The 20,752-nt window shown below is 69.2% G+C and carries 21 protein-coding genes; 13 read left to right on the top strand and 8 right to left on the bottom strand.

The annotated features are described in order from the left end of the window. Positions 1-6: 6 nt before the first annotated feature. From pdeM to A37E_RS0108180, 3 genes are all read right to left on the bottom strand, one after another. Positions 7-708 carry a ligase-associated DNA damage response endonuclease PdeM gene (gene pdeM / locus A37E_RS0108190; RefSeq protein ID WP_029556156.1) on the bottom strand — a complete coding sequence of 234 codons (702 nt, stop codon included), beginning with the start codon at positions 706-708 and terminating at the stop codon, positions 7-9. Between the two features lie 67 nt (positions 709-775). Beyond that, entirely contained in the window at positions 776-1,237 is a 462-nt protein-coding gene (locus tag A37E_RS0108185) for an NUDIX domain-containing protein (protein WP_029556155.1), read from the bottom strand. After that, positions 1,234-3,414 carry a primosomal protein N' gene (locus A37E_RS0108180; RefSeq protein ID WP_029556154.1) on the bottom strand — a complete coding sequence of 727 codons (2,181 nt, stop codon included), beginning with the start codon at positions 3,412-3,414 and terminating at the stop codon, positions 1,234-1,236. The genes A37E_RS0108185 and A37E_RS0108180 overlap by 4 nt, the downstream gene beginning before the upstream one ends. A gap of 151 nt (positions 3,415-3,565) precedes the next feature. Between A37E_RS0108180 and A37E_RS0108175 the strand changes: the two genes are divergently transcribed. The 11 genes from A37E_RS0108175 (at position 3,566) to A37E_RS0108125 (ending at position 11,819) form a co-directional block, all read left to right on the top strand. Next, the gene (locus tag A37E_RS0108175) at positions 3,566-4,018 is read left to right on the top strand and encodes an RICIN domain-containing protein (RefSeq protein WP_081837509.1); all 453 of its coding nucleotides are present in this window, start codon (positions 3,566-3,568) and stop codon (positions 4,016-4,018) included. Positions 4,019-4,141: 123 nt separating this feature from the next. Further along, positions 4,142-5,179: a GTPase ObgE gene (obgE, locus tag A37E_RS0108170; protein ID WP_024276730.1), complete on the top strand. Its 1,038-nt coding sequence runs from the start codon at positions 4,142-4,144 to the stop codon at positions 5,177-5,179. A 44-nt stretch (positions 5,180-5,223) separates the two neighbouring features. Continuing rightward, on the top strand, positions 5,224-5,334 hold the full coding sequence (locus tag A37E_RS27155) for a type II toxin-antitoxin system VapC family toxin (RefSeq protein ID WP_197022945.1): 111 nt from the start codon (positions 5,224-5,226) through the stop codon (positions 5,332-5,334). Positions 5,335-5,358: 24 nt separating this feature from the next. Continuing rightward, positions 5,359-6,531 carry a glutamate 5-kinase gene (gene proB / locus A37E_RS0108160; protein ID WP_029556152.1) on the top strand — a complete coding sequence of 391 codons (1,173 nt, stop codon included), beginning with the start codon at positions 5,359-5,361 and terminating at the stop codon, positions 6,529-6,531. 144 nt (positions 6,532-6,675) lie between these two features. Beyond that, positions 6,676-7,623, top strand: a complete 948-nt coding sequence (locus A37E_RS0108155; protein ID WP_029556151.1) for a hypothetical protein — start codon at positions 6,676-6,678, stop codon at positions 7,621-7,623. 182 nt (positions 7,624-7,805) lie between these two features. Then, the gene (locus A37E_RS0108150) at positions 7,806-9,047 is read left to right on the top strand and encodes a glutamate-5-semialdehyde dehydrogenase (RefSeq protein WP_051679392.1); all 1,242 of its coding nucleotides are present in this window, start codon (positions 7,806-7,808) and stop codon (positions 9,045-9,047) included. Beyond that, positions 9,047-9,724: a nicotinate-nucleotide adenylyltransferase gene (locus A37E_RS0108145; protein ID WP_051678875.1), complete on the top strand. Its 678-nt coding sequence runs from the start codon at positions 9,047-9,049 to the stop codon at positions 9,722-9,724. The genes A37E_RS0108150 and A37E_RS0108145 overlap by 1 nt, the downstream gene beginning before the upstream one ends. Positions 9,725-9,833: 109 nt before the next feature. Then, on the top strand, positions 9,834-10,214 hold the full coding sequence (rsfS, locus tag A37E_RS0108140; protein WP_245272190.1) for a ribosome silencing factor: 381 nt from the start codon (positions 9,834-9,836) through the stop codon (positions 10,212-10,214). Between the two features lie 34 nt (positions 10,215-10,248). Further along, a complete protein-coding gene (gene rlmH / locus A37E_RS0108135; protein ID WP_029556148.1) occupies positions 10,249-10,731 on the top strand; it encodes a 23S rRNA (pseudouridine(1915)-N(3))-methyltransferase RlmH in 483 nt (160 codons plus the stop codon). A gap of 144 nt (positions 10,732-10,875) precedes the next feature. Further along, positions 10,876-11,001 (top strand): type B 50S ribosomal protein L36, encoded by a 126-nt coding sequence (ykgO, locus tag A37E_RS0108130; protein ID WP_024276737.1) that lies wholly within the window; start codon positions 10,876-10,878, stop codon positions 10,999-11,001. Positions 11,002-11,129: 128 nt separating this feature from the next. Then, positions 11,130-11,819: a tetratricopeptide repeat protein gene (locus A37E_RS0108125; protein ID WP_245279292.1), complete on the top strand. Its 690-nt coding sequence runs from the start codon at positions 11,130-11,132 to the stop codon at positions 11,817-11,819. A 6-nt stretch (positions 11,820-11,825) separates the two neighbouring features. Here A37E_RS0108125 and A37E_RS0108120 read toward each other — a convergent pair whose 3' ends face one another. Both A37E_RS0108120 and A37E_RS0108115 read right to left on the bottom strand, forming a co-directional pair. Then, complete coding sequence (locus tag A37E_RS0108120) at positions 11,826-12,353, bottom strand: DUF1036 domain-containing protein (RefSeq protein WP_029556146.1); 528 nt, start codon at positions 12,351-12,353, stop codon at positions 11,826-11,828. Positions 12,354-12,424: 71 nt separating this feature from the next. Then, a complete protein-coding gene (locus A37E_RS0108115; protein ID WP_245279291.1) occupies positions 12,425-13,357 on the bottom strand; it encodes a DMT family transporter in 933 nt (310 codons plus the stop codon). Between the two features lie 201 nt (positions 13,358-13,558). Between A37E_RS0108115 and A37E_RS0108110 the strand changes: the two genes are divergently transcribed. After that, a complete protein-coding gene (locus tag A37E_RS0108110) occupies positions 13,559-13,822 on the top strand; it encodes a DUF2312 domain-containing protein (protein WP_029556144.1) in 264 nt (87 codons plus the stop codon). Positions 13,823-13,855: 33 nt separating this feature from the next. On the opposite strand, the gene A37E_RS0108105 is transcribed toward A37E_RS0108110, so the two are convergent. The 3 genes from A37E_RS0108105 to A37E_RS0108095 all read right to left on the bottom strand — a co-directional run bounded on the left by A37E_RS0108105 (position 13,856) and on the right by A37E_RS0108095 (position 18,590). Next, on the bottom strand, positions 13,856-15,391 hold the full coding sequence (locus tag A37E_RS0108105) for a DUF882 domain-containing protein (protein WP_051678873.1): 1,536 nt from the start codon (positions 15,389-15,391) through the stop codon (positions 13,856-13,858). A gap of 355 nt (positions 15,392-15,746) precedes the next feature. Next, positions 15,747-17,768, bottom strand: coding sequence for a L,D-transpeptidase family protein (locus tag A37E_RS0108100; RefSeq protein WP_081837506.1), 2,022 nt, complete (start codon positions 17,766-17,768; stop codon positions 15,747-15,749). Between the two features lie 96 nt (positions 17,769-17,864). Next, the gene (locus tag A37E_RS0108095; protein WP_029556141.1) at positions 17,865-18,590 is read right to left on the bottom strand and encodes a response regulator; all 726 of its coding nucleotides are present in this window, start codon (positions 18,588-18,590) and stop codon (positions 17,865-17,867) included. A 277-nt stretch (positions 18,591-18,867) separates the two neighbouring features. Here A37E_RS0108095 and A37E_RS0108090 point away from each other — a divergent pair, with 277 nt between their 5' ends. Beyond that, positions 18,868-20,730 (top strand): M3 family oligoendopeptidase, encoded by a 1,863-nt coding sequence (locus A37E_RS0108090; protein WP_029556140.1) that lies wholly within the window; start codon positions 18,868-18,870, stop codon positions 20,728-20,730. Positions 20,731-20,752 lie beyond the last annotated feature (22 nt).

The following is a 20,752-nucleotide window of genomic DNA, read 5'->3' as shown; positions in this document are numbered from 1 at the left end:
CTTATTTCAGAGGCAGGCGGACGAGGGCATCCCATAGGTGCGCCCCGCCCCCAGCAGGTGGGCGGTAAAGCGCCGCGCCGGGAACAGCCGTGCGATCGCGGGATCGGCGACGCTCAGGCCGCCGGCATAGGCGCCGAACGCCGGCAGGATCATGCGGCTGCCATCGGTGACGAAACACCGACGCCGCACGCCCCGTCCGCGCATCACCACCCGCGCAGCGGGATGGAGATGGCCGCACACCTCGCCCGGCGCCGGCCCCTCTTCCGGCTCGTGGCGGAAGAGCAGGGGGCCAAGGGCGAGCATGGCCGTGCCCTCGCCGCCGAGGTCGTGGGGCAGGGGATCGTGGTTGCCGGCGATCCAGATGAAGGTGCGGCCGGTCTGGATGCGGCGGATCTCGTCGCGGAGCGGGTCGGCCATGCGCTCTCCGGCCCAGCGGTCGTGCAGGCTGTCGCCCAGCGCGATCACCATGCGCGGCTGGTGCAGGGCGACCACGGCCGACAGGCGCTTTAACGTGTCCAGGGTGTCGTAGGGCGGCAGCATCTGGCCGCGGCGGGCGAAGGCGGAACCCTTCTCCAGGTGCAGGTCCGCCACCACCATCAGCCGCTCGTCCGGCCAGAGCAGGGCACCGGATGGGTCAAGCTCAAGCTCCGCACCGCGGAGGTCGATCCGCGCGAGGGAGAGGTCCGCTGATTCGGCGAGAGCGAGCATGGCGGCGGATTGTGCCCAACGGCGCGCGGCGAGCAAGCGGGACAGTGGCGCCGGCATTGACGCACCATCAGCGCCAGACGCCCGCCTCTGCGAGCATCACGAAAATATCCTCCGGCCACACCTGCTCCGCGAGAGAGGCCAGCGCATCCCGCGTCCACCAGGCGTGATGCACGAGCGCCTTGCGCTCGTCGGCCGACCAGCCGGCGGACGAGACCACGAGGCCCGGTGCGCGCACGAGGAAATAGAACTCCCGCGAGCGCACCCGCTGCCCGTCCGGCATCGTGAACGAGACCTCGCGCTGGGCGACGGCCGGGCCGGGATGCGCAATGCGGAGGCCGGTTTCCTCCAAAAGCTCGCGGCAGGCGGCGGCCTCATAGGTCTCGCCCGGCTCCAGCCCGCCGCCGGGCGGTGCCCAGAAGACGTTTCCGGCGAGGGCGCCCTCGGCATAGGCGAAGCGGAACAGCAGCAGCCGGTCCTCCCCATCGAGCACGAGGAGCCGGGCGGCGGGGCGGTCGATGGCGCTGCTCACAGGAAGCTCTGCGGGTCCACGTCGATGGCCACCTTGATATTGCCCGTGATCTTCGGTGCCACGGCCCGCCATTCCCTGAGATAGGCCGGCAGGTCGAAGTTGCGCGGTGATCGCACCAGCAGGCGCCAGCGGTGGCGGCCGCGCAGCAGGGCAAGGGGCGCCTCCGCCGGGCCGAGGATGCGCACGTCCGGCAGGATGGGCGCGGAAGCGGCGAGGCGCCGGGCATGGCCCTCCGCCACATGGGCCTCGCTGGCGGAGACGATGAGCGCCGCCATGCGGCCGAAGGGGGGCAGGTGCGCCTCCTCGCGGGCGGCGATCTCCACGTCGTAGAAGGCGTCGCGATCCCCCGTCACCAGCGCGCGCATCACCGGATGCTCGGGCATGTGGGTCTGGATGAAGCCGCGCCCCTCCGCCTTGCCGCGCCCGGCGCGGCCGGCCACCTGGTGCACCAGCTGGAAGGTGCGCTCGGCGGCGCGCGGGTCGCCATGGCCGAGGCCGACATCCGCATCCACCACGCCGACCAGAGCGAGGCCGGGGAAATTGTGGCCCTTGGCGACGAGCTGGGTGCCCACCACCACATCCACGTCGCCCTTCGCCACTGCGTCGAGTTCGGCGCGCATCCGCTCCACCCCGCCGAGCAGGTCCGAGGAGAGGACGAGGGCGCGGGCATTGGGGAAAAGGGTCTGCACTTCCTCCTGAAGCCGCTCCACGCCGGGCCCGACCGGGACGAGGCTGTCCGGCGCGTCGCAGGCGGGGCATTTCTCCGGCACCGGCGCCTGATAGCCGCAATGGTGGCAAGTGAGGCGGCGGCGGAAGCGGTGCTCCACCAGCCAGGCGGTGCAGGAGGGGCAGCGCATCCGGTGGCCGCAGGAGCGGCACAACGTGAGCGGCGCGTAGCCCCGGCGGTTGAGGAAGAGCAGCGCCTGCTCGCCCGCCTCCAGCGTGGTGTTGATCTCGGCTTCCAGCCGCGGCGCGATCCAGCGGCCGCGCGGCGGGCCTTCCTTGCGCAGATCGATGGGGGAGAGGCCGGGCACCTTTGCGCCGCCGAAGCGCACGGGGAGGGCGAGCCGCCGATAGCGCCCGCGCCGGGCATTCACCTCGGTCTCGATGGAGGGCGTCGCCGAGGCCAGCACGATGGGCGCGGAGGAGAGGCGCGCCCGCACCACCGCCATGTCGCGCGCGTGGTAGCAGACACCGTCCTCCTGCTTGTAGGCGGGGTCGTGCTCTTCATCGACGATGATGAGGCCGAGGTCGCGGAACGGCAGGAACAAGGCGGAGCGCGCCCCCGCCACCACCTTCACCTGTCCCGAGGCGACCTCGTTCAGCACCTTCGCGCGGCGCCGGGTGGAGACCCCCGAGTGCCATTCCGCCGGCTTCACGCCGAAGCGCTCGGTGAAGCGGTCGAGGAAGGCCTGGGTGAGGGCGATTTCCGGCAGCAGGATCAGCGCCTGCCTGCCGGCACGGATCGCTTCCGCCACCGCCTCGAAATAGGTCTCGGTCTTGCCGGAGCCGGTCACGCCGTCGAGCAGGTGCACGGCGAACGCCTTCGCCTTCACCGCCGCGACCATGGCCGCCGCCGCCTCAGCCTGCGGTTGCGACAGTTCGGGCACCGCGTGGTCGGGATCGGGCGGGTAGGCGGCGGGCTCAGGCGGCAGCACCACGGCTTCCAGCGTGCCGTCATCTACCAGCCCGTCCACCACGGAGGGCGAGACGCCGGCCTCCCGCGCCGCTTCGGTCTTCCCGCGCACGAAGCCATCCGCGAGCGTATCCAGAAGCCGCGCACGGGCGGCTGTCATGCGCGCCGGCGCCGTGCCGGTGAGCCGTACGCCGACCCGTTCGCGCGCCGCACCGGGGCTTTCGCCGTGCCGCAGGGCCATGCGCAGCACCATGCCGCGCGGCGCCAGCGTGTAGTCGGCCATCCAGTCGATGAGCCCGATGAGGTCAGGCGGCAGCGGAACATAGTCCAGCTTCGCCTTGACCGCCTTGAGCTTGCTGGCCTCCACCGCCTTCCCACCCACGGCCTGCGCGCGCGGCCAGACCACGCCGATGACGCTCTTGGTGCCCAGCGGGACATGAACGAGGTCGCCGGGCGCTACCTCCATCCCCTCGGGCAGGAGGTAGGAATAGGCGGCGTCGAGGCCGAGGGGGAGCAGGACGTCGACGGTGCGCGGGCTCATGTTCGTCTTTTGGTCCGGCGCGCGGGAAAGGTCAAAGGGCGGGGTGGCTCTGACAGGGGATCGGAGGAGCCCAACCCATTTTCTTTGAAAGCTCGGAGGGGTTGCGAAGCTTGGCTGTAATGGTAGGGTGGAACCTCATTCCGGGGGGAAAATGATGCGAATTCTGATGACGGCGGCCGCCTTCTGCTGTGTGCTGGTGGGCGGGGCAAGTGCGGGCGAACTGCGGCCGGGCCATGCGAGCAACCTCTGCCTCGACGTCAAGGGCGGCCTTGACCAGTCCAATGGCACGTCGATTATCGTCTTTCCGTGCAACGGCGGCGACAATCAGTCCTTCACCTTCATGGGTGACGGGACGATCCGGGCCGGCAGGCGTTGTGTCGACATTTCGGGCGGTGCGGCGCGCGCCGGGGATCGGGTCATCATCTATTCGTGCAACGGCGGCGCCAATCAGCAGTGGCGGGTCGGCGCGAACGGCGAAATCATCGGCCAGAACAATATGTGCCTTGATGTGCCGCGTTTCGGCGGGGCCGGAACGGGCGTGGTTGCCTGGCCGTGCAAGAGCGGCGGTGAAGACCGTTCCAACCAGCAGTGGGGCACGCGCTGAGGCAGGGAAGGGCGGATGGCCCGGCCGCATCGGGGCTGCATCTGCGGCCCTGATGGCGGGTTTCGTGCCTCCTCGTGCGTCGGCGGCCTTGCTTTGTGGGCCGTCGGCCTCTACCTCGAACCCATGAAATTCCTCGATCAGGCCAAGGTCTATGTGCGCTCCGGAGACGGCGGGGCAGGGTGCGTCTCGTTCCGGCGCGAGAAGTTCATCGAGTTCGGCGGTCCCGATGGCGGCGACGGCGGACGCGGCGGTGACGTGTGGATCGAGTGCGTCGACGGTCTCAACACGCTGATCGATTACCGCTACCAGCAGCATTTCAAGGCCAAGAAGGGCGACCACGGCAGGGGCGCCAGATGCACCGGCGCCAAGGGTGCCGACGTGGTGCTGAAGGTGCCGGCCGGTACCCAGATCCTCGACGAGGACGAGGAGACCATCCTCGCCGACATGACCGAGGTGGGGCAGCGCATCAAGCTCCTCGAAGGCGGCAATGGCGGCTTCGGCAACGCCCAGTTCAAGACCTCCACCAACCAGGCTCCCCGCCGCGCCAATCCCGGCCTCGAAGGTCAGGAGCGGTGGATCTGGCTGCGGCTGAAGCTGATTGCCGACGCCGGTCTCGTCGGCCTGCCCAATGCCGGCAAGTCCACTTTCCTCGCGGCGACCACGGCAGCGAAGCCCAAGATCGCCGATTATCCCTTCACCACACTGCATCCCGGCCTCGGCGTCGTGCGGGTGGACGGGCGCGAGTTCGTGCTGGCCGACATTCCCGGCCTGATCGAGGGCGCCCACGAGGGCATCGGCATCGGCGACCGCTTCCTCGGCCATGTGGAGCGCTGCCGCGCCCTGCTGCATCTGGTGGACGGAACCTCCGAGCATGCCGGCAAGGCCTACAAGACCGTCCGCGCCGAGCTTGCCGCCTATGGCCACGGTCTCGACGAGAAGCCGGAGATCGTCGCTCTCTCCAAGGTGGATGCCCTCTCGCCCGAACTGCTCAAGCAGCAGAAGGAGCGCCTCCAGCGCGCGGCGAAGAAGAAGCCTCTGCTCCTCTCCGCCACCTCGGGCCAGGGCGTGCCGGAGGCGCTGAGGGCGCTTCTCGAGGTTGTGGAGGAGGCGCGCGGCGTCGAAAAGGAAGAGGCGGCGCCGCGGGATGGGTGGCGGCCCTAGGCCGGGTTCCCGTCTCCATTCCGTTTCGCCATGTGCCGGCGGGCTTGAACTTCAGCAGCCCGATGGCCTATGCCGTGGCCAAGGCGCATGACGTGCCGCTCCTCTTCAAGGGGGATGACTTCTCCCGCACCGACGTGCGCCGCCCGCACGCCTGAAGTGCCCTGCCGGTTCGCATGTCCATGGCTTCTCCCGAGTCTGCATCCTTCGAAGCGTCCTCCGATGCGCAGGCGAAGACGCCCGCCTTCGCCGATTTCCGCCGCATCGTCATCAAGGTGGGCTCAGCCCTGCTGGTGGACCGGGCGCAGGGCCGGGTGCGCCTCGCCTGGCTGACCTCGCTGGTGGAGGACATCGCGGCCCTGCACGCCAAGGGCTGCGAAGTGATGGTGGTATCGTCCGGCGCCATTGCACTGGGGCGCACCGTGCTCGGCCTGCCGTCGGGGCCGCTGAAGCTGGAGGACAGCCAGGCGGCCGCCGCAGTGGGGCAGATCGCGCTCTCCAAGACCTGGGCGGACATCCTCGGCCATTACAACATCACCGCCGGGCAGGTGCTGCTGACGCTGGGCGACACCGAGGAACGCCGCCGCTATCTCAACGCGCGCTCCACCCTCGGCCGGCTGATGGAGCTGCGCTCCGTGCCGATCATCAACGAGAACGACACGGTCGCCACCACCGAGATCCGCTACGGCGACAACGACCGCCTCGCCGCCCGCGTCGCCACCATGGCGAGCGCCGACCTGCTGGTGCTGCTCTCCGACATCGACGGCCTCTACACCGCCCCGCCGGCGCAGGACTCCAATGCGACGCTGATCCCTGTGGTGCCGCGCATCGGCGCGGAGATCGAGGCCATCGCGGGGGATGCCGGTTCCGAGCTGTCGCGCGGCGGCATGCGTACCAAGATCGAGGCGGGCAAGATCGCCACCTCCGCCGGCACCCACATGGTGATTGCCTCCGGCCACGTGAAGAATCCGCTCAAGCGCATCATGGAGGGCGGACGCTGCACCTGGTTCCTCACATCCGCCAATCCCGTGCGCGCCCGCAAGAGCTGGATCGCCGGGGCGCTGGAGCCGCGCGGCACGCTGCATCTCGATGACGGCGCGGTGGCCGCGCTGCGCCGTGGCGCGAGCCTGCTGCCGGCCGGCGTGAAGCGCATCGACGGCCAGTTCGACCGCGGCGACGCCGTGGTGCTGCGCGGTCCCGACGGCGCCGAAGTCGGGCGCGGCCTCGTCGCCTACGATTCCACCCACGCCGACCGCATCATGGGGCACTCCACCTCGGAGATCGAGGCGCTGCTGGGCGTGAAGGGCCGCTCCGAGATGGTGCACCGGGACGATCTGGCGCTCGGGGTGGAGTGAAGGTCATCAGCGCAACGCGATACCGCTAGGTAAGGCGCTGAAACCGCTCGACAGGTTGTGTGCGGCGGGATAGCGGTTGTGATCGCGGGGGCGAGGGGCGCGCCGTCGTCCGTCGTCCGCGTCGCCTCCCACAGGCGCCTCGTGATGGCCCAGCGCGTGAAGTTTCCCGTCTTCCAGGCGCTCAAATTCACCTATCGGTGGACACTGACGGTTCTGCGCAAGCACTGGATCGTGGCGCTGATCTATGCGGTTGGAACGCTGGCCTGGAACTATGTGGGCCTGATCCTGCTGGGGGATGTTGTCGAGGCCGAACGACTGCCCACTGCGATGGCGTTCGTGAAGATCTACGGGCTGAACGCGATAGAGGGCTTCGCCTTCATCTATCTGGCGTTGCTGACCCATAACGAAATCCTGCGTGGATCAGGCGGCTTCAATGCCGCAACCATGGGCCCGCTCGGCATTCGCGGCCTCACCTACCTGTTCGATTCCCTTGTCTTGCTTCTGGCAACTCTCATTCTGGCGATGCTCTCCGTTGCCGGGATCACTGCCGTCGTCGCCCTGGCGCGAATCGGAAGCTGGTCGACATTCGCTGTCTTCGTCGGCGCGCTTGCCGTTTGGCTTGCCGCGATCGGTGTGGTCACCCGGCTGAGCCTCAGGCTGCCGTCCCGGTCGATCGGCCAGCCGATGCCATGGAACGACGTCTGGCGTCTGGGGCGCGGAAATACCCTGCGGCTGGTCGGCGGCACGTTGCTCCTTTCGCTCGCCATGCTGGCGGTCGTCATTGTCGTGGTGCTCCCCGTGCAGTTCCTCTTCGGCTCGTTCTCGGCGACGGACATGCACGTCGTATCGGAGACGAAATCCACGCCCCTCGGGCCGCTTCACCTGGAGATGCGGTCGTTCGAGACCCCCGGCATGCCGTTCATCCCGGCCCTCATCAGCGGCCTCCTCTCCAGCATCCTGTCGGTCATTGGCGCGATCGCTCTCGCCGCCTACGTTTCGCTCGCCTTCGCCTATCTCCGTCAGGTGACTGAGGACGCCCCGTCCGCTCCGCTCATGGATCGGGACCCCAACGAGCCGCCCGAGGACTTCTGACCCTCCGCGCCCACCTGTCGCACCCGGCGGGCAATGTGCTAGGGAGGAAACGCGCCCCCATATGAGGGCCAACGTCCTGTCCTGCTTTCGAGAGTCATCCCATGTCCACCGCCTCCGCCCTTCGCACCGATGCCGCCGCCACTGCGGGCCGGCCCGTGCCGCCGGCGGAGCTGGAGGGGGTGATGCTGGCCATGGGCAAGCGCGCCCGCGCCGCTGCTCGGAGCCTCGCCCTCGCTGCGCCCGAGGTGAAGACGCAGGCGCTCAAGGCCGCCGCCGCAGCGATCCGCGCGGCAGCCGGTGAAATCCTCGCGGCCAATGCCATCGACGTCGCCAAGGCCAAGGCGGAGGGCATGACCGGTTCCTTCCTCGACCGGCTCACCCTCACCGCCGCGCGGGTGGAGGCCATGGCCGAGGGCGTGGAGCAGGTGGCCGAGCTGGCCGATCCCATCGGCCTCGTCACCGAGCGCTGGACCCGCCCCAACGGCCTCATCATCGAGCGCGTGCGCACGCCGCTGGGCGTCATCGGCGTCATCTACGAGAGCCGGCCGAACGTGACGGCGGATGCCGCGGCCCTGTGCCTGCGCGCCGGCAACGCCGTGATCCTGCGCGGCGGGTCGGACAGCCTGAATTCCTCCGGTGCCATCCATCGCGCCTTCGTCGCCGGGCTCACCGCCGCCGGCCTGCCCGAGGATGCGGTGCAGTTCGTCAACGTGCCCGACCGTGCTGCCGTGGGCCACATGCTGGCCGGCCTCGGCAACACCGTGGACGTGATCGTGCCCCGCGGCGGCAAGAGCCTCGTCGCGCGGGTGCAGAGCGATGCGCGGGTGCCGGTGTTCGCCCATCTCGACGGCATCAACCACGTCTATGTGGACAAGGCCGCCGACCTCGACATGGCCAAGACCGTGGTGCTGAACGCCAAGATGCGCCGCACCGGCGTCTGCGGCGCCGCCGAGACGCTGCTGATCGACCGGTCGGTGGCCGGAACGCACCTCAAGCCGCTGGTGGAGATGCTGATCGACGCCGGCTGCGAGATCCGCGGCGACGCCGATGTGCAGGCGGTGGATGCGCGCGTGAAGCCGGCCCTTCCCGAGGATTGGGACACGGAATATCTCGACGCCATCATCGCCGCGAAGGTGGTGGATGGGGTGGGCGACGCCATCGCCCATATCGAGGCGCACGGCTCCCATCACACCGATTCCATCGTCACCGAGGATGCGGCGGCGGCCGACCGTTTCCTCGCCGAGGTGGACAGCGCCATCGTGCTGCACAACGCCTCCACCCAGTTCGCCGATGGCGGCGAGTTCGGTTTCGGCGCGGAGATCGGCATCGCCACCGGGCGGATGCATGCGCGCGGGCCGGTGGGGGCTGAGCAGCTGACCTCCTTCAAATACCGCATCCACGGGTCGGGACAGACCCGTCCGTGATGTCGTCCGGCCCCGTCGTGGAGCTTGTGACGCCGCGTGCCGCGCGGCGCCTGCCCTTCGTTACGGAGGGGCTGCGCGTCGGGCTGTTCGGGGGCAGCTTCAACCCCGCCCATGCCGCCCACCGCGCGGCGAGCCTCCTCGCCCTGCGGCGGCTTGGCCTCGACCGGGTGTGGTGGCTGGTGACGCCCGGCAATCCCCTGAAGGACAACCGCGCCCTGCCGCCGCTGGAGGAGCGCATCGCCATCGCCCGCGCGGTGGCGCGCCATCCGCGCATCGACGTCACCGGCTTCGAGGCCGGCATCGGCACCCGCTACACCTACGAGACGCTGGCCTATCTCGTGCGGCGGCTGCCGGGCGTGCGCTTCGTCTGGATCATGGGGGCGGACAATCTCGCCCATTTCGACCGCTGGCAGCACTGGCGCGGCATCGCCGACCTCGTGCCCATCGCGGTGGTGGACCGCATGGGGCAAAGCCTTGCCGCGACCGCCTCGCCTGCCGCCCAGGCGCTGGCACGCTATCGTCTCGGCGAGCATGAGGCCCGCCTCCTGGCGGACTGCGCGCCACCCGCCTGGGTGTTCCTCCACGGACTGAAATCTCCCCTCTCCTCAACGGGAATCCGGGCCGCACGCGGGGGGCAGGGAGGGCACGAGATCGAGGCCGCCCGCCATACGTCTTGAAAATTCATTGATTTGCAGGCATTCTGAGGTGGTGCGACGGTTTGGACCGTCGCCTTGAGCGAGAGGATTTGGACCCCTGTCCACGATGGCACTTCAGGCGGCCGCTGAGATGACACCGCCCGCCACGGTTTCAGACGCCAAGGTTTCCGAGGCGCTTCCCGACGCTGCGGAAATTCTCGCCCTCATCCAAGCCCGGCTGGATGACGACAAGTCCGAGGACATCGTCTCCATCGACCTGCGCGGCAAGACCTCCATCGCCGACTACATGGTGATTGCCTCCGGCCGCTCGCAGCGGCACGTGGGCGCCATCGCCGAGCACCTCATCGAGGCGCTCAAGGCGGCGGGGATCAAGCACGTGCGCGTGGAAGGCCAGCCGGCCTGCGACTGGGTGCTCATTGATGCGAACGACGTGATCGTCCACGTCTTCCAGCCCGAGGTCCGCACCTTCTACAATATCGAGAAGATGTGGTCCGGGACGCCCCGCTCCTGATGGCGTTTCCGGTTCCGGCGGGCCTGTAGACGACGTGCGCCTCGTCCTCGCCTGTGTCGGCCGGCTCAAAGCCGGCGCCGAGCGGGAACTCGTGACCCGCTACGTGGATCGCATCCGCCCCGCCGGCCGGCCTCTGGGCCTCGGCCCGTGCGACATGATCGAGATCGCCGAATCCGCCGCCCGCCGCGCCGAGGACCGCATGGCCGAGGAAGCGGCGGCGCTTCTCGCGGCGCTGCCTGCGGGGGCTGGACTCGTGGTTCTCGATCCGCGCGGGCGCAATTTCTCCAGCGAGGACTTCGCCCGCCGCATCGCGTCCGACCGGGATGGCGGTCTCTCCGCCCTCGCTTTCGTCATCGGCGGTGCGGACGGGCTCGGGGAAGAGGTGCGGGCGCGGGCGTCCCTGATGATCGCCTATGGCACGGCCACGTTTCCCCACCAGCTGGTGCGGGTCATGCTGGCGGAGCAGATCTATCGGGCGGTCACCATCCTCGCCGGGCATCCCTACCATCGCGCGTGAGCGCGGCGCGGGAATTGGCTGCTTGCATTGACATCCGGGTCCCGGCCCCTTATCACGCCGGCTCCGATCCAATTCCCGGTGTCGATAGGCCGCGCGGCAAGCGCGCCGCGGTCGGCTCCGAACTTCGACACGAGCGAGTTTGTCATGAAGATCCGCAATTCCCTGAAGTCGCTGCTCGGCCGCCACCGCGAGAACCGTCTCGTGCGCCGCAAGGGCCGCGTCTACATCATCAACAAGACCCAGAAGCGCTACAAGGCCCGCCAGGGCTGAGCGCTCAGGCTGGACTTCTGGTCCGGTCCTTCGATCTTGAGCAAACGTGATCTGCTGCGCCGGCCCGGGGCTCCCCTGTGGCCGGCGCAGTTGTTGACGGCGGGTGCATCGCGGCGGACACTTCGCCGATGATCTTCCGCGCGATGCCTCCCCGCCTTGCCGACCGCACTCTGCGTGCGCCGCGTCTCTTGCTTGCCGCCGTGATCACGGTGGTGATCTCCGGCGGTCTCGCGCAGGCGCAGCAATTGCGCGGCGACAAGGCCATGCCGCAGCCCGGTCCCCCGTCCGCCAGCCCATCCGAGTCCGCCCCGGCGCGTCCGCGCCTGCCGAGGGACAAGCGGACCCAGGTGGAAGGCCTGTTCGCCGCCCTGAAGGTCGCGCCCGACGATCGCAGCGCCAAGATGATCGCCGATCGGCTCGACCAGATCTTCGGCGATTCCGGCAGTCCCAGCGCCGATCTCCTCATGGCCCGCGCGGCGGCGGCAGCCGAGGCGAAGGAGACGGACCTTGCCGTGCAGCTGCTGGACGAGGTGATCGAGATCGAGCCCGATTATATCGGCGCGCTCAGCCGCCGGGCGACGATCTTCTACATGCGCGACGACTATGGCGCGGCCCTTGCGGACATCCGGGAGGTGCTGGCGCGCGAGCCGCGCCATTTCGCCATGCTCTACGGCCTGGCCTTGATCATGCGGGACCTCGGCGACGACAAGCGCGCGCTGCAGGCCGTACGGCAGGCGCTCGCCGTCAATCCGCATCTCGATGGGGCGGGCGAGCTGGAGAGCCAGCTCACCATCAAGGTCGAAGGCCGGGGAATCTGATCAGCTTCAGGGCTTCGCGCGGGGCGGCGGCAGCGGAGCGGCGGCCGGACTTGGCTTGCTCTGGCTCGATTCCGTGAGCTGCACCGTCCAGGACTTCTGCTCCTGGGTGTCCACCTCGAAGAAGCCGGTGCGGTCGAAGCCGCGGGCGAGGCAGTCCTCGGCGCCCTTGATGGTGAATTCCTTTTCCCGGGTGCACATGTAGGCCTTGCCGGCCCACTCCCCGCCCTGGTCGTAATCCACGGCATAGAGGTAATAGAAGCGCGCCGCGAGGTCGCCGCGCAGCAGCGTCTCGCAGCTGTTGGCCGCGACGTTCCACCAGCCTTCGGTGGCCCAGGCGTCGCCGTCCTTGTAGCCGAGCGCGATGCCGACCCGGCTCTGGGTGCGGTTGCACAGCCGGAATTCGGCGGCAGCGGGCGTGGGGATGAGGCTGATGCCGAGCCCAAGCGCGAAGGCGGCGCTGAGCGCGAGCGCAAGGCTCCGTGGCGCGGAGTTCACCCGCCGGGCCGGCGCAAGCGCCGCGCAGGGTTCGGGCATGCCGTCGAAGCGGAGGGGCGTGGCGGCGAAGGGCATGATGGTGTGTTGTGTGCCCCGTGGGGACCGGGGCGTCAATGCCTGCCCTCCCGGTAGCCGGTGGCGGAATTGTCCTTCCCGGCCTCTCCCGTGCGTGGCGGACGTGCGCGCGGACGGGCCACCACGATGCCGGCGAGGACCAGCGCGCCGCCCGCCGCCTGAAGCCCGGTGATGGGCTCATCCAGGAGCATGGCGCCCAGCGCGGCGGCGGACGCCACCTCCAGGAAGAAGACCAGTGCGCCGAACGCCGGTGGCACGGAGGCAAGGCCCACCGCCATCAGCCCCTGCCCGCCCACCTGCGAGACGAGGGCCAGCGCCACCAGCGCCGCAAGGCCGCCGGCGCTGGCGGGCCACAGGGTCGGCTCTGCAATGAGGGCGACCGCCAGCAGGATCAGCGCGGTGGTGGCAGTGGAGACGAGGGTGATCGCCGCCGCCCCGCGCGAGGCACGGGCCCGGCTGACGGCGAGGAAATAGCCGGCGAAGAATATGGCCGTCGCCAGCCCTGCGGCGTCCCCCGGCAGATGCTGCGGATCGAACTGCCATGAGCGCCCCACCAGTGCCAGCGCCCCGGCGATGCACAGGCCAAGCCCGAGGAGGCCGGCACGGGACACCTTCTGCCGCAGCACCAGCACGGCGAAGGCGGTGATCCACAGGGGCGACGTGGTGGCGAGCACCGTGGCGTTGGCGACGGTCGTGCCGAGGATGGCGAGGTGCCAGAAGAACAGGTCCCCGGCGAAGAAGGCGCCGGCGAGCAGCGACAGCCGGTCGGGCCGGAAGGCGCGTGTCCCCTCGGCGAGGGCGGCCCAGAGCGCCAGCGGTGGCAAGGCCAGCGCCACGCGCCAGAAGGCGCTGGCGAACGGCCCCACATCTGCGAGGCGGACGAACAGCACCGAGGCGCCCATGGCCAGCGCCCCGAGCGTCAGCATCAAGGTACCGAACGCCAAGGTAAAGGAGGGGTTCTTGCTCACGAAAACCTGTCCCGCCGCGGGTCCCAGGCCGGTTGTGGATCACCGGCGGGGTGGAAAGCGGGGACGCATCCTTGACGCGCGGCTTTCCGCCCGCCTCTATCAGCTTTCCCTCCGGAGCCATCAAGGCTCCACCCTTTGACCCGCGCGCCGGCCCGGCATGGCCTCGACGGACGCGCGGCGGAACCCAAGGAGACCGTCCAGGTGGCGGAAGACGCTTCAGATTCCCCCGCGGGCTTTGCCAAGGAACAGCTCAAGTCCTTCATCGAGCGCATCGAGCGCCTCGAGGAGGAGAAGAAGGCCATTGCCGACGACATCAAGGACGTGTTCGCCGAAGCCAAGGCCAACGGCTTCGACGTCAAGGCGCTGCGCACCATCCTGAAAATCCGCAAGGAAGACGTCGACGAGCGCAAGGAGCACGAGGCCATCGTCGATCTCTATATGCAGGCGCTGGGCATCTTCGTCTGAGACGGCAGCGGGCGGAGGGACCGCCCGCGCGGATCACATGCGCTGGCTGTTGTAGGCCACCTGGGGCGCACGGAACACGTAAGTCGGCAGGTCCGCCACGGCGGTGCCGGCGAAGCTGGCCTTCAGGCCGAACGAGCCGTCCCGCGAGAAGGCCGTCGCCACCACTTCACGCGGCGGCGCCATGAAAGTCGCCAGCTGCCGCATCTCCGGCACGCGCAGATACAGCTCGTTGGAGAGGCTCGGCGACAGGAACAGCCGCCCGAAGGCGATTTCGGAAAGCTTGGTGCGCGGGCGTGCGCTCGCCGGAGCGCTTGTCGCGGTCACTGGCGCCGTTGCGACGGCAGCCGGATGTCCGTGCGCGCCGGCCATGAAGCCGCCCGTCAGCGGCATGCGCTGATCCATCATGGAGCCGGCGGCGGCGTAGCCGAGAACCGGCCCGGTCTCCCCTTCGGTGCCGCGGGTGATGACCGAGGGCAGCGGCACGGGCGCCGAGGTGAGGCTGGCGGTGCGGGTGTTGCGGTCGGCCTCCGCCGGGCGGGGCAGGGGCAGCGGCGCGAGGAAGCCGTTGCGCGTCGCCTGCGCGCTGACCATGGCGCCGGCGACGATTTCGGCTGGCCGGGTCGGGGGAATGGGCATGGTGGCGGACGCGGTCCGCACCGCGCGGGCGGGCGCGGAAGCCGGCGTCTCGCGGCTGGCCGTCTCTTCGGCGGACGCGACCGTGGAGGAGGCGGCGGTCGGGGCCTCGCCGCCCTCGTCGTCGTCCGCATCCTTCTTGCCGAACAGGCTGGCGAAGAAGTTCTTGCCCTTGCCGGCGCTTGCGACGCCCACGCCGGGCTTGGAACCGCGCGCCTGGATCTCGGCCAGCGCCACGTCATATTTCGCCAGCGGACGCCCGTCGGTGGGCACATGCACCGTCTTGCCGTCCGGGAAGACGCGGGCGAGCTGGTCGTGGGTCATGCGCGGCCAGTGGCGCACGTTGCCGGTGTCCATGTGGACGAAGGGCGAACCGGAGGTGGGGTAGAAGCCGACGCCGCCGCGCTGGAGCCGCAGGCCGGCGACGCGCAGGTCGGTGAGGTTCACGCCCGGAATGTAGAAGTCCATCGCCTTGCCCAGCATGTGCTGGGAGAATTTCGCCACGCCGCTGGAGCGGGCGCGCAGCATGGAGTTGGTCTCCGGCGAACGGTAGGACGAGACGATCTGGATGGGGGCGCTGGCGTCCACCTCCCGGTAGACCTCCCAGACGATGTCGAACAGCTGGGGGTCCATCTGGGTCGACTTCTGGTTGCGCCAGTCGCGCAGGAAGTGATTCAGCTGGGCGAGCACCGCCTGGTCGTAGCGGCCGTCCTTCTTGAAGGTGAAGCTGCCGCTCTCCCCGGAATGGGTGTGGTGCAGGGTGATGGTGCGGGTATCGCCGTTGGCCACCGCATTCTGCAGCGAGGTGGTGCCGGCGAGAATGAGACTTCCCGCCATGGCGAGGGCTGGCAGGATCGCCTGAAAGGCGGACCGGCCGCGCTGGCCGCTGGGGCGGCGCGTGTGGCGGACGGTTTCAGGCGTGGTGCGGATGGCCAATGTCTCGAACCCGAGGCTCAGATTTCAAGGACTTCGCGATGTGTTGCCGCGAAGCGATGGAGACGGAGTCTTGTCGGGTTCGGTTAAGGGTGCGTTGACACCCGGCTCCCCCAGCTCACCGAGGGCGGCAGATGGCCTTGCCTCGGGTCACGGTCCCGTGAGTAGCGGCGGAGTATGGCGAAAACGTGCCAGACGTTGCGTGGGGCTGTGGCCCCTATGCATCAGGCAAGGGGCAGTAGTGCTGACTTTCCTGCCAGAATCGCGGCAGGTTGTCGCGGTGAAAATGGCGGTAGGCAGCTAAGCTATTGATAAAAAAGAAGGCCCGCCGGAGCGGGCCTTCGCGATCGATCAGGGATCAACGGGCGCGGGGCGCCGTCTTGGGCGTCGCGCTGTCGGCGATTCGCTGCTTGCCGTCGAGGCCCAGATAGGTCTTGGTCGCGGCATTGATGCCGTAAAGATCCTCGCGCATCACGAGGCGGCCGGCCCCATCCACGAAAGCGTTGAAATAGACGATGTGGACCGGGAAACGCTGCTTCAGGTTGATGTAGCGTTCCGAGCCCCCGAACATCTTCGAGATGCGCTGCTCGGTCCAGTTGTCGCCCGGCAGGCCGGCGTTGAAGATGACTTCGCCGAACTTCAGCGGCTCGTAGACGCGCACGCAGCCGTGGCTGTAGGCGCGGCGATCGTTCTGGAACAGCGCCTTGGACGGCGTGTCGTGCAGATAGACCGAGTGGTCGTTGGGGAACATGAACTTGATGCGGCCGAGGGCATTGCGCTCGCCCGGATCCTGCCGGAACGAGTAGCCGCCCGAGCCGTTGCGCACCACCTGGATGCCGCGGCGGGCGAGGGCGCTCGGGTCGCTGCGCAGCAGCGGCATCATCTCGTTGCGGGCGATGCTCGGCGGGATGTTCCAGGCCGGATTCACCACGATGTACTGCATTTCGCGGGTCAGCAGTGGCGTCGGCGTCTCCGGCTTGCCCACCACCACGCGGGTCTCGTGGATTACCCGGCCGTCCTGGTAGATTCGCACCATGAACTCGGGGATGTTGACCATCACGAACTTTTCGCCGAGGTCGCGCGGCAGCCAGCGCCAGCGCTCCATATTGGCGATGACGTCGTTGCGCAGGCTGCCGCTGGAGCTGGTGGCGCCCACATTGAGCGCGGCGAGGGTCGCCGGGCCGATGATGCCGGTCGGCTTGATCTTCGAAGCTTCCTGGAAGGCCTTCACCGCCTCCACCAGCGCCGGATCGTAGACGAGATCATCGCCCGGCTTGCCGACGATGCCGAGGCGGGCGCGCAGGGTGGGCATGCGCGGGTCGCTGGCGCCGGGCTTCACCTGCGGGCCGGGCGGAATGGCGGGGATGGTGGGCGCGCTTCCGTTCGCCTTGGCGAGCTGCGCCTTCAGCGCCTTGTAGCCCGGGTGGGGCGGGTTGAAGGCGGCGAGCGCGGCGTTGGCGTCGGGGGCATAGGCGATCTTGGTCAGGGTGGCGGTCGCGTCCGGGATGTCGCGCACCGGGGTGACCAGCGAAGAGATGCGGCCGGGATCGAAGCGGCCGGACTGCGCATGGCGCGCGTAGGTCATGGCGGCGACGGCGATCTTCAGCTCGGTGCGCGCGAGATCGGCCGCCGTGGCGCCCTTCTTCGGCAGGGGCACCTGATAGTCGGCCGGGTCAAGCCCGTCCTCGCCGGCGGCGTCGAGGCGTGCAATGACGGCCTTGCCGCGCGCGTCGAGCCCGGTGTCGGTCACGAAGACAGGCATGGTCTGGCGCGCGCCATAGAAGGTCGCGAGCGCCTCCTGCTCCTTCTTGGACGGGGTGATGCTCTCAGGCGTGGCGAGGAGCGCGGCGATGGCCTCGCTCACCGGCGCGAGCGGACTGGCGGCAACGACGGGCTGCGGCACGGGAGCAGGCGTTGCCGCCTGGGCTGGAGCCGGCTGGGCGGGGGCGACCGGAGCAGGATTGGCCTGGGCGGGGGTGGCCGCAGCGGGGTTGAATTGGGCTGCGGCGGGCGTTTGAACCGGGGCGGGGGCCGGGCTGTCGCCAGCCGAATCGACGCCGCCGCGAACCGGGCTCGCAACGGAGGCGGGAGCGGCGGCACGGGGCACGGGCGCTGGGGCAGTGGCTGCCGGGGGCAGGGGCGTGGTGAGCGGAACCGCGGCATTGCCGGCGCCGTCGATACCACCGGTCGCGCGGGCGCCGGAGGGGGCGGCATCGCTTGGGCCCATATCCCCCGTGCCCATGCCGGCATTGGCGGTGACGGGAATGTCGCCTGTTGCTGCGGCGGCCGGGGCGACGCCGAGGGAGAGACCCACCAGGCCAGCGCTCATCAGCCGGCACAACGTGCCCGCGACGCTAACCTCACGCTGCGCGATACCCATTGTGCTCTCCTCGCCTCCACCCGCTGTGTTGGTGCCGTGCCGGGAGGCTTCAATCAACTCACAAGCTTGGGCGAATGCCGGGTTTGTGGTGTCTTGTCACTCGGCAGCAACAAATTGTGCCGCCGACGGTTCCATCTGATGGTTGGTCTCTACCTCTGTCTCGCCCAGCTCGGCGAGCTTGCGGTAGAGCGTCGAGCGGCCGATGCCGAGACGGCGCGCCACCTCGGCCATCCGCCCGCCATAGAGATGGCAAGCGAAACGGATGGCTTCGGCCTCGATCTGGTCCAGTCTGCGGGTGTGGCCGGAGGCATCGAGCCGGGCAAACGCGGTGCCGATCATCTCTTCCGTCCCACGCTCTGGGCGAGCCTGAGTCGCGGCCGAGGGGAAGGCGATCACATTGTCCTGAGCGACGGGCGTGGGAGCCCGTAGCGGGGCGGGGCGGCTGCCCGAAGCAGCCCGCGCGAGGGCTACTGCATTGCCGAGTGCCACCTCCAGGCGCAGCGCGCCGGCGGGCTTCACCACGAAATCGCGCGCGCCGGCCCGGATGGCGCCGCCGGCCGCATCGAGGCCGGCCGGGGTCACCTGAACCACGACCGGGGTCTCGTTGCCGGCTGCCGCGAGGGCGGACAGCACGCCCATGCCGTCGAGGCCGGGCAGCACGAGGTCGAGCAGCACCGCGTCGAATCGCTCGGCCGCAAGACGGGCGAGAGCCGCGTCGCCGTCATGGGCGATGGTGCAGCGGTAGCCCATTCGGGTGAGCGCCTGTTCGAGGCGGCGCGCCTCGTCGGAATCGTCTTCGACGATCAGAAGGGAAGAAGACATGGAAGGGCGGGCGACTCGGTCGGGTGAGATTCGTCCCCGACATTGGGCGGCGATGGTTAAGAACCCCTCACCCTGATGCCGTACGCTCTTCCGCGGTCCGACCGCGCCCTTGTCGCCCGCGCCTTTGCCGACCCGGCTTGCGGCGCGGGGCCATTGCGGCGATTTTGTCCGCCACGATCGAGTGCAAGAGCGGGTGCGGCCCAAACGGACCGCGCCGCCCGTTTCCGGAGGTTCCATGCCGCACACTCTTCCGCACGCCATTGCCCGCGTTTCGGCGATGCCCGTTCGTTCGCACGATTTCGAAAGCGCCTTTTCCGCCGCCCGTCACGCCGCCCAGACCGCCGTCGCCTCCGCCGCAGCCACCGAGACGCTGCCGGAATGGAACCTCACCGACCTCTATGCCGCCATGGACGCGCCGGAGCTGGCGGCGGACATCGCCAAGGCCGATGCCGAGTGCACCGCGTTCGAGGAGGCCTACAAGGGCAAGCTCGCCGCCATGCTCGCCGCGCCCGGCGCCGGTGCGGCTCTGGCCGAGGCGGTGAAGCGCTACGAGGCGGTGGACGACCTCCTCGGCCGCATCGCCTCCTATGGCAGCCTCATCTATGCCGGCGACACCTCGGACCCGGCCCGCGCCAAGTTCTACGGCGACATCCAGGAGAAGCTGACCGATTCGTCCACCCATCTCCTGTTCTTCACGCTGGAGCTGAACCGCCTCGACGATGCGGCGCTGGAAGCCGCCATGGCCGATCCGGCGCTCGGTCACTACCGGCCGTGGATCGAGGATCTGCGGAAGGACAAGCCCTATCAGCTCGACGACAAGATCGAGCAGCTGTTCCACGAGAAGTCGAGCCCCTCGCGCAGCGCCTGGAGCCGGCTGTTCGACGAGACGATCTCCTCGCTGCGGTTCAACGTGGATGGGCAGGAGCTCGCCATTGAGCCGACGCTGAACCTGATGCAGGACCCCAAGGAGGAGGTGCGCCGCACCGCCGGCCTCGCCCTCGCCGATACCTTCTCGAAGAATTTGCGCCTGTTCACCCTCGTCACCAACACGCTGGCGAAGGACAAGGAGATTTCCGACCGCTGGCGCGGCTTCCCCGATGTCGCCTCCTCCCGCCACCTCGCCAACCGGGTGGAAAAGGAGGTGGTGGATGCCATGGTCTCGTCCATCCGCGAGGCCTATCCGCGCCTCTCGCACCGCTATTACGCGCTGAAGGCCCGCTGGTTCGGCAAGGACAAGCTGGAGTTCTGGGACCGCAACGCGCCTCTGCCCAAGGTGGAGAGCCGCGACATCGGCTGGGGCGAGGCGAAGGACACGGTGCTCACCGCCTACGGCAACTTCTCGCCGAAGATGGCCGACATCGCCCGCACCTTCTTCGACAAGTCCTGGATCGACGCGCCGGTCCGCCCCGGCAAGTCGCCCGGCGCCTTCGCCCATCCCACCGTGCCGTCCGCCCACCCCTATGTGCTGCTCAACTACCAGGGTAAGCCGCGGGACGTGATGACGCTCGCCCATGAGCTGGGCCACGGCGTCCACCAGGTGCTCGCTGCCCGCCAGGGTGCGCTGATGGCGCCCACCCCGCTGACCCTCGCCGAAACCGCCTCGGTGTTCGGGGAGATGCTGACCTTCCGCAAGCTGCTGGATTCGGCGGAGAATCCGCGGATGCGCAAGATCATGCTCGCCCAGAAGGTGGAGGACATGATCAACACGGTGGTCCGCCAGACCGCCTTCTACACCTTCGAGCGCAACGTCCATTCCGAGCGCCGCCAGGGCGAGCTGACCTCGGAGAAGATCGGCGAGATCTGGATGCAGGTGCAGAGCGAGAGCCTCGGCCCGGCCATCCATCTGGGCGCGGGCTACGAGACCTTCTGGACCTACATCCCGCACTTCATCCACTCGCCCTTCTATGTCTACGCCTATGCCTTCGGCGACTGCCTCGTGAACTCGCTCTATGCGGTCTACGAGAAGGCCTCCGACGGCTTCGCGGAGCGGTATCTGGAAATGCTGGCCGCCGGCGGCACCAAGCACCATGCGGAGCTGCTGGCCCCGTTCGGCCTTGATGCGCGCGATCCGGCGTTCTGGCAGACCGGCCTCAACCTCATCGACCGTATGATCTCCGAGCTGGAGAGCATGGAGGGCTGAGCGGACGCGGGCCTTGCGCGCC

Origin of the sequence: Xanthobacter sp. 91, assembly GCF_000702385.1 — a bacterium.
Classification (GTDB): domain Bacteria; phylum Pseudomonadota; class Alphaproteobacteria; order Rhizobiales; family Xanthobacteraceae; genus Xanthobacter; species Xanthobacter aminoxidans.
This window is presented reverse-complemented; position numbering and strand designations above follow the sequence as displayed.

Bases quoted from the DNA above. Each gene is read 5' to 3' on its own strand.
- A37E_RS0108145 (WP_051678875.1), top strand. From the start codon at position 9,047: ATGTCGTCCGGCCCCGTCGTGGAGCTTGTGACGCCGCGTGCCGCGCGG.
- pdeM (WP_029556156.1), bottom strand. From the start codon at position 708: ATGCTCGCTCTCGCCGAATCAGCGGACCTCTCCCTCGCGCGGATCGAC.
- A37E_RS0108090 (WP_029556140.1), top strand. From the start codon at position 18,868: ATGCCCGTTCGTTCGCACGATTTCGAAAGCGCCTTTTCCGCCGCCCGT.
- obgE (WP_024276730.1), top strand. From the start codon at position 4,142: ATGAAATTCCTCGATCAGGCCAAGGTCTATGTGCGCTCCGGAGACGGC.
- A37E_RS0108175 (WP_081837509.1), top strand. From the start codon at position 3,566: ATGATGCGAATTCTGATGACGGCGGCCGCCTTCTGCTGTGTGCTGGTG.
- ykgO (WP_024276737.1), top strand. From the start codon at position 10,876: ATGAAGATCCGCAATTCCCTGAAGTCGCTGCTCGGCCGCCACCGCGAG.
- rsfS (WP_245272190.1), top strand. From the start codon at position 9,834: ATGACACCGCCCGCCACGGTTTCAGACGCCAAGGTTTCCGAGGCGCTT.
- proB (WP_029556152.1), top strand. From the start codon at position 5,359: ATGGCTTCTCCCGAGTCTGCATCCTTCGAAGCGTCCTCCGATGCGCAG.
- A37E_RS0108155 (WP_029556151.1), top strand. From the start codon at position 6,676: ATGGCCCAGCGCGTGAAGTTTCCCGTCTTCCAGGCGCTCAAATTCACC.
- A37E_RS0108095 (WP_029556141.1), bottom strand. From the start codon at position 18,590: ATGTCTTCTTCCCTTCTGATCGTCGAAGACGATTCCGACGAGGCGCGC.
- A37E_RS0108100 (WP_081837506.1), bottom strand. From the start codon at position 17,768: ATGGGTATCGCGCAGCGTGAGGTTAGCGTCGCGGGCACGTTGTGCCGG.
- A37E_RS0108180 (WP_029556154.1), bottom strand. From the start codon at position 3,414: ATGAGCCCGCGCACCGTCGACGTCCTGCTCCCCCTCGGCCTCGACGCC.
- A37E_RS0108150 (WP_051679392.1), top strand. From the start codon at position 7,806: ATGCTGGCCATGGGCAAGCGCGCCCGCGCCGCTGCTCGGAGCCTCGCC.
- A37E_RS0108125 (WP_245279292.1), top strand. From the start codon at position 11,130: ATGATCTTCCGCGCGATGCCTCCCCGCCTTGCCGACCGCACTCTGCGT.
- A37E_RS0108120 (WP_029556146.1), bottom strand. From the start codon at position 12,353: ATGCCCGAACCCTGCGCGGCGCTTGCGCCGGCCCGGCGGGTGAACTCC.